We start from the raw sequence: 16,128 nt of genomic DNA, 5'->3' as shown, positions 1-16,128 counted from the left end.
CGAGCAACCCTTTCGGACCAACCGATGCCGCGAGCAACCCTTCGGACCGATCAATCTGCCACAGCAGTAGCGGCGGCAGGCATCGTCGGACGGGCAGCCCCGTCGTGCCGCCATTCGGCGCGGAACACGAGAGGATAGGGGGGTGACCGTGCGCGAGAAACCAAGAGTTCGTGAACTCAACCTGTTGCGTGTGTTCCGCGAAATCCGGGCCGGTGGCAAGGAGACGACCACAGAGCTGATCCGTTCGACTGGTCTATCGCGTCCGAGCGTCACCTCCCTCGTCATCGAACTCATCGAGTTGGGCTGGATCGAAGTCGTCGACCCCGCGTCAGACGGCCAGGGCGGGCGCCCTCCCCAGCGATTCTGTTTCCGCGCTCAAGTCGGCACGCTCGTCGGTATCGACATCGGCGTCCACCGCATCAGCGTCCTGCTGGCCGATCTGGCCGGCGAAGTCCTGTTCAGCCGTAAGTTCGATGTCGAGCCGACGGCAACGCCGACCGAGCGGCTCGCCGCCGTGGATGCCGCACTCGAGACGACCCTGAGTGAAGCCGACGTCTCCGCAGACGCCATCTGGGCGGTCGGCGCTGCAGTGACCGGCCCGGTGGATGCCGACGGTCGCACCTCCATGGTGAGTCCGCTGCCCGACTGGGCGGAGGTCGACCTGGTGGCACACCTCGCCCAGCGCTTCTCCTGCCCGATCCGGGTGGAGAACGACGTCAAACTCGCCCTCCTCGCCGAGCACGAGTGGGGTGTCGCGCGCGGCGCCAGCGACGTCGTCTTCATCCTCGCCGGCCAGCGCACCGGCGCAGCATCCATGGTCAACGGGCAGGTCGTGCGCGGGCACGGCGGAGCTGCGGGGGAAATCGGTGCCCTGCCTGCCGTTCGCTGGCACACGGCGATCGAACGACTGCACCCGCTCACCGGGTCACCGGCATCCCTCAAGGAGAGCGAACGCGCCGCGTGGACCTTCGAACAGGCGCAGCGCTCCAACGCCGAGGCCAAGAAGCTGGTGTGGAAGTACGCGCGCGACGTCGCCACCGGGGCGGCAGCCGTCGTGCTCACCCTCGACCCCGAAATCGTCGTTCTCGGCGGCGGGAGCACTCAGTGGGCGAGTCTCTGGATCGCCGAGTTCAGCGCTGTGTTGAACAAGAGCGTCGTTCGGATGCCCGAAGTGCGGGTGTCGACGATAGGTGGCGACCACGTGGCCCGCGGTGCGATCCGGCTCGCCATGGCCGCTGTCGAGAACAGCCTCTACGGAGACAAACTCCTGCCCCCGCTGTTGCCGGCAGCGACGGTCTGACCGGAGAGACGGCAGAGCACCCGGCCGCGCTGGTCGCGCCCGGGTGCTCGGGGATCAGATCGCGTAGATCGACGGCTCGCCGTCGATCGCCGGCTCGAAGTCGACGAGACGTGACCCGATCCGGTAGCGGTACCTGTCGACCTGCTCGGTCTCCGGCTTCTCCGCGAGAAACTCGCGCAGGAGAAGAACGTCGGCGGCGTCGAGCCATTCGGGCGGGTCGGAGACCGCTTTGAAGTCCGACAGGGTCGCGCAGTCCTGCAACCACTGCATCTGTTCGTCGCTCAGCAGATTCTGACGCCTCCTGAAGTAGACCGCGTCGGGATCGAGCCCGATCAGCCCGCGCATCCACAGCCGGTTCACGCCGTTGAAGACGGCGTTGCTCGCCATCGCATCGGAGGGGTCGTCGCTGGCGTAGTTGTCCCACATCGGTGCCACGTCAGGACCGGTGCGCACCGCGTTCAACAAGCCGAGTGAGGGGAAGATGGGGGCACCGGAACCGAGCAGGTAGACGTCGGGGCCGACTGCCGTGCGGATTGCCTCCATCGCCGTGCGGTACGCCGCCTCACGATCGATGTCGCGGCTTCGCACGCCCGCGACCGCTCCGGCGTTCACGAAGTCGAGCTTGAGGTAACTGAATCCCCAGTCGTCGACCGCACGGCTGACCGTTTCTGTGAGAAATCCGAGCGCATCCTCGCGGGTGAAATCGAAGGTGTAGTAGTCGGTGCCCCAGTTCGACCCGGCACGGACGGGCGCCCCGTCGGTGTCACGCAACAGCATCTGCGGGTTCTTCTGCACGACCTCGGCAGACGGCAACGCGATGAAGGGCGCGATCCAGAGCCCGGGTCGCATGCCGGCGTCGGTGATCGCCGACGCGGCATCCCTCATGCCTGAGGCGAACTTCGCGTTCGGATGCCAGTCTCCGACGAGCCGTTCCCAGCCGTCGTCGATCTGCACCGTGTCGAAGCCGAGCGCCGGCAGCTGGGGAACGATCCGGTCGAGCTCCTGACGCGAGATGGTCTCGTAGAAGGAGTACCACGACGACCACACGTTGCCCGGGTTGGGAGCGAGCGCGCCGTAGCGGCTGATGAGCAGATCACGGTACCTGTCCATGACCTCACGCTCGCTGCGTGCGGTCACCAGAACCCAGCTCGCGTCTTTCCCGGTCTCGGTCCACGCGGCGAGGACGTCCTGATCCGCGTGCAGTCGCGGGGTGTCGCCGTCGAGGCAGCCGAGCAGCAACGAGCGGGTTCCGTCAGTGACCACCATCATCCAGGAGGAGTGGTGCCGAGCGGGGTCGTCCCAGCTGGTGTCATCTGCGGTCTGGCGTCTCTGCGGGCTCTCGACCCGCAGCGGCTGCTCCGAGAGTCGGCGCCACCCGGTGGGAGACCAGGAGTTCTGCCCGTTGCGATAGACCTCACCCCCGGTCAGCCCGTGCAGGATCGACATCCGCGACGCGCTGAAGAAGGTCTCATCGATCCCGCCTCCCGGCGGGGCCCAGCCGGGTCGATCGGTGACGCTCCCGATGTACTGCATCGGCACGGCTGTGTGGGTTTCAGGTGGCATGGATTCTCCTTGGATGATACGGCGGAAGTGGTGAGACACCACTTCCGCCGTCGTGAGCCGGAACGAGCCGGCCGGGGTTGTACGGTGAATTGCTATTTGAAGAGCGCCTCGACGGCGTCGTTCGCTTCGCTGAGCCGCTCGGCCGGATCTGCGCCCTGCGCGATGGCCTGCATCGCATCCTGGATCGCAGAGTTCACCTCGGCGGACCGCTCGAACGCGGGGATCGTGAAGGTTTCGCCGGCGTCAGCGACGCTCGCGAACGCCGAGGAATCGAATCCGGCGGCGTCGCGGGCCTCGAGTGCTGCTTCGGTGCCGGAGTCGAGGGCCGGGAAGATCAGTCCGGCTTCGCCCACGGAGTTCTGGCAGTCGGCTGATGCGAGGTACTCGACCCACTGGTAGGCCTCTTCCGGGTGTTCGGTGCCCGCCCAGACCGAGTCGGCCAGACCGTTGGTTGCTGCCGTTCGACCGTCAGGTCCCTCGGGAACCATGGCGAACCCGAACTCGACCGGTGCGTCCTCGGCGAGGTACGTCGACGCCATCCAGGAGCCGGTGATGGTGGAAGCCACGTTCTGGTTCTCCATCACGGCCTGCGTTCCCAGGGTCGACTGCTCGTCGAAGCCCGGCGCATAGCCGTCCTCGATGAGCGACTGCAGCCACGCTCCTGTCTCGATCAGCGGTTCGGAATCGAAGTTGAAGGTGGTGGGTGCTCCCTCGTCGTCCGAGTACGTGAAGCCGGCCGAGTGTGCGAAGTTGCCCCAGCCGTTCTGCCCGATGGCTCCGTCGGCCCACTCGGGGTAGTAGCCGTAGCGAACGACGTCACTCTTGTCGAAGTTCGGGTCGAGTCCGTCACGGCCCGCCCCGTCGACTGTCATCGCCTTGACGAGTTCACCGAAGGTGCCTCCGTCTTCGGGGTTCCAGGTAAGCGTGCTGAGCTGTTCGGCGGTGTAACCCGCTTCGGTTGCCGCTTCGACGTTGTAGAGCAGCGCGACGGTGTCCCAGTCCTTGGGCAGGCCGTATCGCTTGCCGTCGGTGACCCACCGTTCGGCGAGTCCCTCCTTGTAGTCCGCGAAGTCGATGTCGGATGCTTCGACGTTCTCGGTCAGGTCGAGGAGCTGGTTGTTCTGCACGAACTGCAGGTAGTAAGAGATCTGGTTCGTGAAGACGTCAGGGGCGGTCCCCGCCGTGATCTGGGTGCTCAGGTTCTGCCAGTACTGTGCCCACCCGGTCTGGGTGATGTTGATGGTGATGTTCGGATTCTCCTCAGTGAAGGCATCCGCACATTCCTGGTAGAGCGGGAGCTGGATGTCGTCCCACAGCCAGTAGTCGAGTGTGACAGCGTCGGCGCTGCCCTCGTCGCTTCCCGATGCGCATGCGGTGAGTGCGAGCAGCGACGCGACTCCGAGTGCTGCAAGCGGTGTGGTCTTCTTCATGCCGTTCCTTTCGATCACAGTGATGGTTGGTAACAGGTGCGAGGGGCGGTGAGACCTACTTGCCGCCGGAGAAGTTGAGTGACTGGATGAGCTGTTTGCCGAGGAAGACGAGGATCAGCAGCACCGGCAGAACGGACAGGGTCGCCCCGGCCATGAGACCGGTCCAGTCGGGTGCGGTGTTCGGGGACTGCTGCTGGAACACTCCGAGGGCGACGGTGAGCACCCGGGTCAGTTCCGAATTGCCTGCAACGAGCGGCCAGAGGTAGTCCTTCCACATGCCGACGAGGGTGATGAGCATCATCGTGGCGATCGGGCCGCGGCTCAGTGGCAGGGCGATCCGCCAGAACCGGCCGAGACTGCCCACGCCGTCGAGCATTGCCGCTTCCTCCACGTCCCTCGGCAGCGACAGGAAGAACTGGCGGAGGAAGAAGATGGTGAACGGGCTCATCAACAGCGCAGGGGCGACGAGTCCGAGCATGGTGTTGAGCAGATCGAGTTCGCGCATCAGGGCGAAGTTCGGCAGCAGGGTGAAGATTCCGGGGATCATCAGGCCGGCCAGGATCACTCCGAAGAGCACGTTGCGACCGGGGAACCGCAGCCGAGCGAACGCGTACGCGGCCGCAGCACAGGAGAGCGTCTGGATTACGGCGATGGACCCCGCGTAGATCACCGAGTTGATCGTGTAGCGGATGAAGTCGATGCTGGCACCGGTCCCTCCCGCCGCGACCGACTCCTCGATGCTCGCAAGACCGAGCACGCGCTGGAAGTTGATCAGTGTCGGGCTGGACGGCCAGAGCTGCGAGGCCTGAGGCACGAGGTCCGCCGTCGGTGTGAGTGCGGTGCGCACCATCCAGTAGAAGGGGAAGACGGTGGCGATCACCGCGATGGCGATGATGATCCATGCGGCGGTCCTGCCGGGGCGAAAGCGCACACTTTTCCGGATGCCTGCAGTTGCCGTGGTCATGAGAGGTCCGATCGGTTGGCACGCATCAGGCGCATCTGAACGACGGTCAGCGCGCCGAGGATGACGACGAGCAGGATCGCGATGGCTGAGGCGTAGCCCATGTTGTAGAACGAGAAAGCCTGCTGGTAGATGTAGTAGTAGATGACTCTCACCTCAGGGATCGGGTTGTTGCCGTAGCCGACCTGCACCAGGTCGAAGACCTGGAACGATCCGATGAGCGACACAACGAGAACGAGGGCGAGCACCGGCCGGATCAGGGGCAGGGTGACGCGGAAGAACATCCGGGTCTCACTGGCACCGTCGAGTGCGGCCGCTTCGTACAGTTCATTAGGAACTTGCAGCATGCCTGCGTACAGCAGCAGCGCCGTGTAACCGAGCCCTGACCACACCGAGATCACGATGATGATCCCCAGGGCGGCGTCACCGTTGTAGAACGAGACGCCCGAGATCCCGACCGATTTGAGAAGCTGGCTCAGGTATCCGACGTTCGCGTCGAGGAGCCAGCCCCAGATCAGAGCGATCGCCACGTTCGGAACGAGCCACGGCAGCAGCAGCAGCGAACGGACCCAGTTGCGCAGGTTCAACCGCTGCATGAACGCGGCGAGGCCGAGGGCGAGCACCATCACGATGGCGATGTTCACAACAGCGAACACCGCGGTGATCCGTAGGGAATCCCACACCTGCGGGTCTGCGGCGAGCTCCTCGAAGTTCGCCATACCCAGGAAGGTCGGGTCGTTGAGCAGGTTGAAGTCGGTCATCGAATACCAGACGCCGCGGACCGTCGGGTAGAGGTAGAAGACGACGAAGCCGAGAAGGGCGGGCAGCAGCAGCACGAGGGCCGCCCACTTCTCTGCACGCCGGAGCCGCGATGGCCCTGGGCTCACGACCCGGGAGTCGTTCGCGCCGCGAGGGGCGCGACTGCCCGTGCGCTCAAGCATCGTTCTCGACATCGAGAACCTCCTTCGTGGGCCGGTTGAGGGCCCGACCGCGAGCCACAGTTAGGTAAACACCATTACCTAGTTTTGTCAACAAGATTGCAAAACCACTGCGCGCGCACGGATCGCCGGCCGAACGGGCCCAGAGCGCTGCTCGCGACCCGCAGGAGCAGCAATTCGGGCCCGCTCGAAGCTCGCGGGAGCCGTCAGGCGCGACGGCCGATCACCACGAGCCCACCCACGGCGAGCGCAAGTCCCGGCAACGCCGCCCAGGCCAGAAACTCGAGCCCCACGGTCGAGGTGAGCCCCGCACCGACAAGCGCTCCTCCCCCGATCGCCGCATTGAACGTACTGGTCAGCCAGGCGGATGCCCGCGGGCGAAGATCCGTGGACGCAGCGGCGAGCACCGAGAACTGCAGGATCGCCGGCACCCCGCCGAAGGCGATCCCCCACACGGCGACGCCGGCGACGCCGAGAACCGGATTTCCCTCGGCCACGGCGAGCAGGAAGACGCCGGCCGCAAGACCGGCGACGAGCACGACAGGGGTTGCCGTCGGCCATCGAGAACCCGCCCACCCGGCACCGACGAGACCGGCGATCCCCACCCCTCCATAGACGACCAGAACGCCCGGGAGGGCTCCGGGGGACAGCCCGACGACATCCAGCAGGTACGGGCTGATCAGCGAGAACAGCGCGTACTGCGACCCCATCACGAGGATGACGATGCCGCAGAGAGCGAGGACCCGCACGGTGGACGGGTCACGGTCGCGCTGCTTCCGCTCAGTCGAACGCCGGGAGTCGGCCGGCACTTCCGGCAGTACCAACCGGAGCAGAATGACGGCGATCACCAACGCGGCCGCGACGACGACGAACGGCATTCTCCACCCGAATGCGTCGGCGAGCGCCGCGCCGGCCGGTACGCCGAGGACGAATGCCGCACTCACGCCACCCCCGGTGATCGCCACGGCCTGCGCCAATCGGTTGCCTGGAACGAGCTGGGCGGTGTAGCTTCCGGTCACAGCCCAGAAGAGGCCGTGCGCCGCCCCGGCGAGAACGCGCGCGACGACGATGAGCGGCATCCCGCTGGCGAACGCGGCACCGAGGTTGGCAACGGCCATCACGGCCAGAGCGATCAGGAGCAACCGACGCCGCTCGACGCGCAGGGTCAGCCGCACGAGGAGCGGGGTGAGCGCGACGACGGCGACGGCGAAAACGGTGACGAGGAGCGGCAGCGCTGCGGGATCCACACGCAGGTCACGCGCCATCGGTGTCAGCACAGCGGTCGGCAGAAACTCCGTGGTCACGCTGACGAACACCGCCAGGGCCAGAGCGGTCAGGGGGACGACCGGCAGCCGCTCCGATTGCCGCGGCGCCGCGGCCGGCCGGGTCATTCGGCGTCGACCACCCGCACGAATCGGGCTGTGAGGTCGTCGGTATCCGGCGCGAGCGAGATCCGGAACGCCGGGTCGTCTGCGAGAGCTCCGGGAGGCACAGCGACCGTCGCGGTCTTCCACTCCCCGTCGCCGGTGCGCTCCACCAGCGGAGACGACCAGTCGCCGACATCGACGGTGAACCCGCCGTTACCTGCATCGAGATAGGTCACCTTCACCACACAGGTTCCGGATGCCGCCGCGAAACGCGGATCCAACTCGAACGCGAACCCGGTGTCGCCACCGGTGACATCCGTCGTCAGCCCTTCATGAGCGGTCCCGTTGTCGGCGTCGAACACGTCAGCATGCACGTCGGCATCCGACCGGTGAGCCACCGAACCCGGCTCGTCGACCTGCACGAGCCAGCGTTCCAGGTTGCGCACCCACGGGCGTGAGGCCCAGGATTCGAACGGTCCAGCCTCATCCCCCGCCCAGTAGGTGTCCTCAGCATCACGCAGCGCTGCCCAGGCATCCGTCGATGTCTCCGCTGTCGCGCCCATCGACAACCGCACCCAGTCCCAGTGTTCCGGGTACTCGGCGAAGTACGACGGCTCAGGAACGACGTAGATCCAGTTGGTGCGCAGCTGCAGTGCCTTGAGGTTCGACTGCCGAACGGCGTAGTACGGATCGTCGGTCTCGTACCCGCAGTCGTTGTAGCACTCGTTCTCGGTGGCGACGATGCGGCTGCCGTCGTGCACGAGGAGAGTGTCATCGAGAGAGAGATGGCCGTTCGGCAGGATGTGGGAACCGTAGGCGGGCGCTTCGCTGAGGTGGAAGTTGAACATCTCGGTGATCCCGTTCCGGATGCCGAGACCCGCGTCGACGGCCTGCGCCGTGAGGAGGTCGTCGTCTGCGCCGAACGGACCGAATGGGTAGTCCTCCCCCGTGAAGACGAGCTTGTTCGTGTGCTCACCGAACAGGTCGGCGAGATCGGTCCAGGCATGGTCGTACCAGGCCAGGTAGGTCTCCATGTCGAGGTCGCCGGCATCGACGGCCGCCGTGACCATCTCGTAGTCGTATTCGGCCCAGGTGAATGCGCCTGGCACGTAGACGAACGCGAGCCGCGGGTCGGCCGCGAGTCCACCGTCGACGAACACGCGCTTGTACGTGTCGAGGAGGTGACCCCAGACGCACTCGTCCCAGATCGGCAGATGCCGCTCACCGTCGTAATCGGGGCCGTATGTCGCGACTCCGCAGTCCTCGGCCACCCACTCCGGTGCCCAGCTCTCTCCGCTGGCGAAGATGCGCATCCAGAACCGGTCGGGGCCGGCCAACTGGTCGTCGAGCGAATCGAAGGCCATCCCCTGCGCCTTCCCGGATGCCGTCCGGTCGAGATCACCGTCGCTCGGCTGGATCTGCCGCCAGCTCAGGTCGACCGAGCGGGTGAACACGTGGTCGTCTGCTGACGCCTCCTCCGAGAAGAACCCGGAATTCGCGGCCGGCCGTGACGACGAGGGCATGCTCCAGTCGTCGCCGTCGCGGATTTCGACCCCGTCCCCGGCGTCGAGGAAGTCGAATGCCGGCCCGTCGGAGTTCGGCGCGGGAGGCGTGGGTGGTGCGGAAGGCTCCGGGCTCGCGCAGGCGGTCACGAGTCCGACCGCGACGAGGACGACGGCACAGGCTCGCCGCGCCCGGCTCGATGATCTACCAGCGTGCCCCATCGGGTCTCCTGTCGTTGTGGCATCCGGTCACTGCCGGGCGAAGCTGCGGGCGTCGGTGCCGCTGAGGTGCTCATCGAGCTCTGCGCGTGTGGCCTGCGCCGAGGTGCCGCCGGCCGCGCGGGTCGACAGCGAACCGGCGACCGCCGCCCAGCGTAACCGTTCCTCCTCATCCGTGACGTCGGCGATGACGGCGGCCAGGTATCCGGCGTCGAAACTGTCGCCGGCACCGGTGGTGTCGACGACGTCGAGAGCGAGACCGGGGGCGGCGGATGCCACACCGTCCGGTGCGAACGAGCGGCCACCGGCCTTGCCCGCCTTGACGACGACGACGGGTCCGAGCTGACAGATGCGCGCGGCAGCATCGGCGATCGGATCACCGGTCGGTGCAGCCTTGAGGTCGGGCAGAGCCGCGGCGATCGCGACGAGCTCCTCCGTGTTCGGAAGCAGCACATCGACGAGCGGAAGGACGTCGACGAGGCCGTCCCATCGTTCGGCCGGGTCCCAATTGGTGTCGAGACTGACCGATGCTCCTGAGTCACGGATCCGCGCCAGCACCGTCGGGAGTTCGGCGGCAAGATCCGGCTGCAGGAAGTAGGACGCGATGTGAACGTGCCTCGGGCGCAGTCGGACGATTGCCGCATCCACCTCAGCCGCGGTGAGCAGCGGGATCGTGCCCGGGAGGGTGAGGATCGACCGGTCGCCCGCTGTCGAGAGGATGACCGACAGCCCGGTCGGCGTCTCCGGGTCGAGCCGGATAGCGGAGACGTCGAGACCGGCATCGCGGAGGAGGCCGACGGTGAACCGGCCGAAGCTGTCGTCACCGACCACGGCGGCCACCGCCGTCGTCACCCCCAGCCGCGCCAGCCCGCACGCCGCGATCGTCGCGCTGCCGCCCATCACGAGGTTCGCGGTGTCGAGCAGCTGCTCGGCCTGACCGAACCGCGGAACGACATCGCCGCGGAGCACGAGGTCGGGGTTCGCGTCCCCCACCACGAGCACGTCGACGCGCCCGTTCCCGGCCGGCCGGGCCGTGCGCATCCGTTCTCCCCCGGTCACCCCTTCAGCCCCGAGAACGTCATCGTCGCGATGAACTGCCGCTGGGCGATGAGGAAGAAGAGAATGAGCGGAAGGGTGGCGATGACGTTGCCGGCCATGAGGAGGCTCCACTGGGTGCGGCGGGTGCCCTGGAAGTTCGCGATACCGAGCTGCAGGGTGAAAGCATCCTCATTGTTGATGGCGATGAGCGGCCAGACCAGGTCGTTCCACGAACTCAGGAGGGTGAAGATCGCCAGCGTCGCGATAGCCGGTTTGGCAAGCGGCAGCACGATCCGGAAGAACACCTGCCACTTGGTGCAGCCGTCGATCGTGGCCGCTTCTTCGAGTTCGGCGGGGAGGGAGAGGAAGAACTGGCGCATCAGGAAGATCCCGAACGCGGATGCCAGCCACGGCACGATCGCCGCCCCGAGGCCGTCGATGAGGCCGAGCCGGGAGAACAGGATGTACGTGGGGATCATCAGCAGCTGCGTGGGGATCATGATCGTGCCGATGATGAGGAAGAAGCCGAGGTTGCGGCCGGCGAACTTCAACCGGGCGAAGCCGTACCCGGCCATCGAGCACAACACGATGTGCGACACGATGGCGACGCTCGAGACGATCACGGTGTTGCCGAGCCAGAGCAGGATGTTCGAGTCGGCGAACAACCCGACGAATCCTTCGAGGGTGAGGCGCGACGGGATGAACGGCGGCGGGAAGCTCACGAGTTCGTCTGCCGGTGACAGCGCGGCGAGGAACATCTGTGCGAACGGCAGCAGGAACAGAAGGGCGACTGGAGCCAGGAAGAAGTGCCAGCCGCTGAACCCGCTGCGGCGCTTCTTCGTCGACGTCAGCGACGTGGTGAGCGGAACCGCCGGCTTCAGCAGTGATGTGCTCATCAGAAGGCCTCCAGGTTGCGGCGGCGCGCGTACACGACGACGAAAAGGGTGATCGCGAGGGTGATGGCGAAGAGGGCGTACGCGACAGCCGAGCCATAGCCGAATTCGAGCCCGCGGAAGGCGCGCTCCCAGAGGAAGTAGACGATCGTCTTCGTCGAATCGAGCGGCCCGCCGCGTGTCGTCGTGTAGACGAGGTCGAACAGCTGGATGGCGCCGATGACCTGCCAGATCGTGACGAACACGGTGACGGGAGACAGCTGAGGCCAGACCACCTGCCAGAAAGCCTGCCAGCGGTTGGCTCCGTCGATGCGCGCCGCCTCGAGGAGCTCGCCGGGAATGTCCTGCAACGCAGCGAGGTAGATCACCGTGGTGAACGCGGCCTGTCCCCACAGCGACATGATCGCGATGACGACCATCGCCTGGTCCGGGTCTTCGAGCCAGCCCTGCTGGGGCAGGCCAAGCAGCCGGAGCACGTTGTTCACGATCCCGTACTGCGGGTTGAAGAGGTAGGTGGAGAGGATGCCGGTGGCGGCGGCGGATGCCACGAACGGCACGAAGATCGCGGTGCGGTACAGCCCGATCAGGCGGATGTTGCGATTCAGCGCGACCGCGAGGAACAAGCCACCGAGCACCGACATGGGCACGAACAGGATCGTGTACAGGCCGGTGTGGCTGATCGCGTCGAAGAACTGGTCGTCGGTCACCAGCCGCTCGTAGTTCGCCGTTCCGACGAACGCCGGGTCGCTGAAGCCGTCCCACTTCTGCAGCGAGAGGATGAATGCCCAGATCGCCGGAAAAATCGACAGGCCCAGAATGATGAGGGTCGCCGGCCCGACAAAGCTCCAGCCGTCACGGGCGCTCCGCAGCCCGGCCCGTCGTCTGGCCTCGACCCGCTGGGCGGTCGGAACCGTGAACGTCAGCGCGGGCGCGCCGGTCTTGCCGGCGCGCCCGCGACTGCCGTTACTGGTGGACGGGGAGGCGGTCACTCGTTCTCGCTCAGTGCGGTGTTGGCCCGTTCGGCCGCTTCTTCAAGCGCAGCCTTCGGTTCACCCTGGCCCTGGAGCACTTCGGCGATGGCGTTGGCGATCGCCTCGGACAGGCCGACGTAGCCCGAGACGGTCGGACGGGCCTGCTTCGCGTTGGCGTTGTTCGCGGCCATGATGTCGAGTCCAGGGTAGTTCTCGACCTGTGCGGCGAATGCCTCGGAATCGGCGGAGGACGACCGGATCGGAAGGTTGCCGACCTCGACGTTCCAGCGTTCATCCTGCTCGGCCGAGGTCAGCCACTTCGTGAACTCGTACGACCAGTACTCGCGGTTCTTGTCCTTGTGGTCGAACAGCGCCCAGATGTCCGGGCCGGAGACCGTCGTGTGGTCGCCATCGGTTCCGGGGAGAACGGTGACCCCGTAGTCCGTTCCGGCGGTATTGAGGTCGTACAGCTGCCACGGGCCCGACGTCATCATGGCGATGCGGTCGGTGGCGAACAGTTGCGCGAACTTCGTGTCGGTCTGGTCGAGGTAGATGCTCTGGTCATCCACGGCCATGCCCTGGAGGAATGTGAGCGCCTCGACTCCGGCATCCGAGGCGAACTCCGCCGTCTTCTCATCGTCGCTGAGGATCGCGCCGCCGTTCTGCCAGAGGTGCGGCCAGAACTGCCAGGTGGTCTCCTCCGATCCGGAGACGGAATAGGCGTATCCGTACGTATTCGTTGAGGCATCCGTCAGTTCGGCGGCGGCGTCACGGAAGTCGTCCCATGACCAGTCGTCTGTGGGGTACTCGACACCCGCCGCGTCGAAAACCGTCTTGTTGTAGATGAGCGAGAGGTTGTCGACGATGGCGGGGAATCCGATCGTCTTCTCCCCTGTCGGCTGCACTGTCTTGCGGGCGGCGTCGGAGAACTCGTCCCACTTCACGTCGGGTTCAGCGACCTGGTCGGTGATATCGAGGGTGCGGTTCGACTTCTCCAGCTGGCTGGCCCAGGATCCGAAGGCGTACGAGATGTCCGGATACGAGCCGCCGGCGAATCCCGCTGAGAGCTTCTGGAGCAGGTCCTCGGTCGACGACGCTCCCGGTGACAGGTCGATCGTCACGTTGGGGTTGTCCTTCTCGAACTCGCTGGCGAGCTTCTCCAGGATCTTCTGGGCGTCGTCGGTTTGACCGCTCCACATCGTGATGGTGACATCGGCATCCTTGTCGAGCGTCGTCGCGCCCTGTTGGGTGCCGCTGCAGCCGGCGACCCCGACGAGAACGGCGACGGTACCGATCACGGCGGAGACGCGACCGATTCTTCGGGCAGTGCTGGTGTGGCGTCCGATCCTCATGGTGTCCTCTGTTCCTTCGTGGGGTTGTGCTGGGTGCGGATGGCGTGGCTCAGGTGAGCACGATCGAGCGGGTCAGGTGGCGGGGGGCGTCGGGGTTCAGACCGCGGGACTCGGCGACGGCGACGGCGAGCCTCTGCGCCTGCACCAGTTCGACGAGGGGGTCGGAGACCGAGACGACGACCCTGGCTCCTGTCGCCTCGATCTGGTCGACGAGGGCCGGGTCGCTGTCACCGAAGATCCAGACGACGGATGCGTCGCTCGCGACGGCGAGAGGACCGTGACGGAAGTCGAGAGTCGGGTACGACTCCGACCATGCCTGCGCGGCCTCGCGGATCTTGAGCGCGGCCTCCTGGGCGAGTCCGTGGACCCAGCCGCTCCCGAGATAGACGAAGTGGCTCACGCCATCGATGCTGACGGGCAGCGGAGCGGCCAGAACCGTGTCGGCCTGCTCCGGGATGCCGGTGACGTCGTAGCCGAGTGCGGCCCGGGCGAGCAGGAGGAACGTGGTGGGAAAGCGGGTCTGCACGACCGACTCCTCGTCGGCGAAGTCGAGGCCGAGGACGGCGTCGGCCAGCTCTCTGACCGGGGAGTCGGACACTCCGGTCACCGCGATTCGGGTCACGCCGGCCGGCACCTCCCGGAGGGCGTCGAGCACTTCGGTGGTCGTGCCCGAGCGGGTCAGAGCGATGACGGCGTCGTAATCCCGCCACGGACGCGGTTCAGACGCGTACGCGGCATCCGTTCGACCCCACCCCGCCTGCTCACGCAACAGGGCGAACGATTCGGCAACGAAGGCCGAGGTCCCGCAACCGAGAACCAGCACGTTCTCGCCCCGCCGGCCGAGAAGCGTTCGGGCCTCGTCGACGCGACCGAGTGCCTCACGCCAGATGGCGGGTTGGCTGGAGATCTCGAGCTGGGTGATCGTCATGGTGCTCCGATGGTCGACGGTGTGGTTCACCGGGTGAGGAACGCGCCTCGACCCGTCGTTGGGTTGTCGACAGTCTCGGGCAGAACTGTTCATCTGACAAGAAAAATGTATGAGTCGATCACTTTGAGTGATTGATTGTTACAGGAAGGTTTCGAGGCGCGTGCAATCGCGAGGCGATGATCGATCGGGCCGACAGGGTCACTCGCACGCGTCTGCGGCAGCCCGTCGGGCCCGATGGATGCCGTAGACAGCCCGTCGGACCCGATCAGTGCCGTCGGCGAGCTATGCGGGCACCGTCTCCTGCTCGAGGGTCCCGCCCAGGGCGACGGGCAGGTAGACGGCGTGAGCCGCTGTGAGATCGTCGCACAGCGTCCAGATCTGAGCCGGGGTGAGAGTCGAGGACGCGTTGGGGTCGACGAGAACCGCCTGCCGCACGAGCTCGGGGTCTCCTCGTTTCACTGCTTCGATGGTGAGGCCGGCGACCGAGAGGTAGGTGCGGTTGAGCGCAGCCCCCTGCTCGGCGATCGACCCGACAGCGATCGGGTGCACTCCCTCAGCGTTCACGAGCGCAGGCACCTCGACGACGGAGCCCTGGGGCAGGTTGTCGATCAGGCCGGTGTTGACGACGTTGGCGTGGATGACCCGCTCGGTGCCCGTGAGGATCGAATGGATCACCTGCGGGGCGTACTCCGCCGCGCCGTCGTCGAGCTCGAGGTCGGTTCCCGCATCGAGGGCCTCGCGGGCAGCATGGAACTCGGCGACATTGTCGTCGCTGATGCCGATGTACTGCAGCGGCTCGATCCGGAACCGCTCGATCTGGGCCGGGTCGCGAAGGAACCACGACAGGTACTCCGAGGAGTGCTCGCTCGTCTCCGTCGGGTAGAAGCCGATGCGACGGAAGATCTCAGCGCGCACGCGCCGTTGCAGCTCCGGATCGGAGTCGATCAGCGCGCGGAGTCGGGGGTACAGATCCTCGCCGTTATGGGACCACTCGTACAGCCAGGACTGGTGGTTGACGCCTGCCGCCCGATGATGAGTCTCCTCGAGAGGAACTCCGACGAGATCGCAGAGGTCGTTCACCGTCCAGTAGACGCTGTGGCAGAGGCCGAGGGTCTTGATGTCTGGCGCGACCACCGACATCCACCAGACGTTCATCGCCATCGGGTTCGTGTAGTTGAGGAACCAGGCATCCGGGCAGAGCTCCTGCATGTCGTGCGCGATACCGGTGAGCACAGGGAACGTGCGCAGAGCACGGAACACTCCCCCGACGCCGGTCGTATCGCCGATGGTCTGAAGCAGGCCGTGGCTCGCCGGGATCTCGAGGTCGACCTTGGTGGCGGCGACACCGCCCACCTGGATCATGTTGACGACGAAGTCCGCGCCGGCGAGTGCCGCCCGGCGGTCCGCGGTCGCCTCGAGGTCGAGTTCGCGGCCGCGACGGCGGGCGACGTGGCGCGCTGTTCCCTCGGCGACGGCCAACCGATCGGCATCGATGTCGTGCAGCACGATGGTGAGCGTCGGCAGGTCGTCGAAGCGGAGCAGGTCATTGAGGAGCTGGCGGGTGAAGACGACGCTTCCCGCGCCGAGAAAGACGATTCGAGGCATGGGGAGAGTTTGACGGTCAGTGCGCGAATCGTGCAACTCATTGAGCGAATTATGGCTGAAG

At 66.2% G+C, this 16,128-nt stretch carries 13 protein-coding genes; 1 reads left to right on the top strand and 12 read right to left on the bottom strand.

All coding sequences use genetic code 11. The features are described from left to right. The first annotated feature begins 142 nt into the window (after positions 1 to 142). Entirely contained in the window at positions 143 to 1,300 is a 1,158-nt protein-coding gene (locus IWX78_RS03400; protein ID WP_196831978.1) for an ROK family transcriptional regulator, read from the top strand. Between the two features lie 54 nt (positions 1,301 to 1,354). Here IWX78_RS03400 and IWX78_RS03395 read toward each other — a convergent pair whose 3' ends face one another. From IWX78_RS03395 to melA, 12 genes are all read right to left on the bottom strand, one after another. After that, entirely contained in the window at positions 1,355 to 2,863 is a 1,509-nt protein-coding gene (locus IWX78_RS03395; RefSeq protein WP_196831977.1) for a glycoside hydrolase family 36 protein, read from the bottom strand. A 92-nt stretch (positions 2,864 to 2,955) separates the two neighbouring features. Further along, positions 2,956 to 4,293 carry an ABC transporter substrate-binding protein gene (locus IWX78_RS03390; RefSeq protein ID WP_196831975.1) on the bottom strand — a complete coding sequence of 446 codons (1,338 nt, stop codon included), beginning with the start codon at positions 4,291 to 4,293 and terminating at the stop codon, positions 2,956 to 2,958. Positions 4,294 to 4,348: 55 nt separating this feature from the next. Then, positions 4,349 to 5,257: a carbohydrate ABC transporter permease gene (locus IWX78_RS03385; protein WP_196831973.1), complete on the bottom strand. Its 909-nt coding sequence runs from the start codon at positions 5,255 to 5,257 to the stop codon at positions 4,349 to 4,351. Next, a complete protein-coding gene (locus IWX78_RS03380) occupies positions 5,254 to 6,207 on the bottom strand; it encodes a carbohydrate ABC transporter permease (protein WP_196831971.1) in 954 nt (317 codons plus the stop codon). The genes IWX78_RS03385 and IWX78_RS03380 overlap by 4 nt, the downstream gene beginning before the upstream one ends. Before the next feature lie 191 nt (positions 6,208 to 6,398). Next, positions 6,399 to 7,583, bottom strand: coding sequence for an MFS transporter (locus IWX78_RS03375; protein WP_196831969.1), 1,185 nt, complete (start codon positions 7,581 to 7,583; stop codon positions 6,399 to 6,401). Continuing rightward, positions 7,580 to 9,283, bottom strand: a complete 1,704-nt coding sequence (locus IWX78_RS03370; protein ID WP_196831967.1) for a hypothetical protein — start codon at positions 9,281 to 9,283, stop codon at positions 7,580 to 7,582. The genes IWX78_RS03375 and IWX78_RS03370 overlap by 4 nt, the downstream gene beginning before the upstream one ends. A gap of 27 nt (positions 9,284 to 9,310) precedes the next feature. Further along, a complete protein-coding gene (locus tag IWX78_RS03365; RefSeq protein WP_196831965.1) occupies positions 9,311 to 10,321 on the bottom strand; it encodes a carbohydrate kinase family protein in 1,011 nt (336 codons plus the stop codon). Between the two features lie 14 nt (positions 10,322 to 10,335). Further along, positions 10,336 to 11,214 carry a carbohydrate ABC transporter permease gene (locus IWX78_RS03360; RefSeq protein WP_196831963.1) on the bottom strand — a complete coding sequence of 293 codons (879 nt, stop codon included), beginning with the start codon at positions 11,212 to 11,214 and terminating at the stop codon, positions 10,336 to 10,338. Then, positions 11,214 to 12,200 (bottom strand): carbohydrate ABC transporter permease, encoded by a 987-nt coding sequence (locus tag IWX78_RS03355; RefSeq protein ID WP_334684529.1) that lies wholly within the window; start codon positions 12,198 to 12,200, stop codon positions 11,214 to 11,216. The genes IWX78_RS03360 and IWX78_RS03355 overlap by 1 nt, the downstream gene beginning before the upstream one ends. Next, a complete protein-coding gene (locus tag IWX78_RS03350) occupies positions 12,197 to 13,534 on the bottom strand; it encodes an ABC transporter substrate-binding protein (RefSeq protein WP_334684528.1) in 1,338 nt (445 codons plus the stop codon). The genes IWX78_RS03355 and IWX78_RS03350 overlap by 4 nt, the downstream gene beginning before the upstream one ends. A 49-nt stretch (positions 13,535 to 13,583) precedes the next feature. Continuing rightward, on the bottom strand, positions 13,584 to 14,462 hold the full coding sequence (locus tag IWX78_RS03345) for an SIS domain-containing protein (RefSeq protein ID WP_196831962.1): 879 nt from the start codon (positions 14,460 to 14,462) through the stop codon (positions 13,584 to 13,586). Positions 14,463 to 14,744: 282 nt separating this feature from the next. Continuing rightward, positions 14,745 to 16,067: an alpha-galactosidase gene (gene melA / locus IWX78_RS03340; protein ID WP_196831960.1), complete on the bottom strand. Its 1,323-nt coding sequence runs from the start codon at positions 16,065 to 16,067 to the stop codon at positions 14,745 to 14,747. Between the last annotated feature and the right edge of the window lie 61 nt (positions 16,068 to 16,128).

Source organism: Mycetocola sp. CAN_C7 (assembly GCF_015752285.1).
Lineage (GTDB): Bacteria > Actinomycetota > Actinomycetes > Actinomycetales > Microbacteriaceae > Mycetocola_A.
This window is presented reverse-complemented; position numbering and strand designations above follow the sequence as displayed.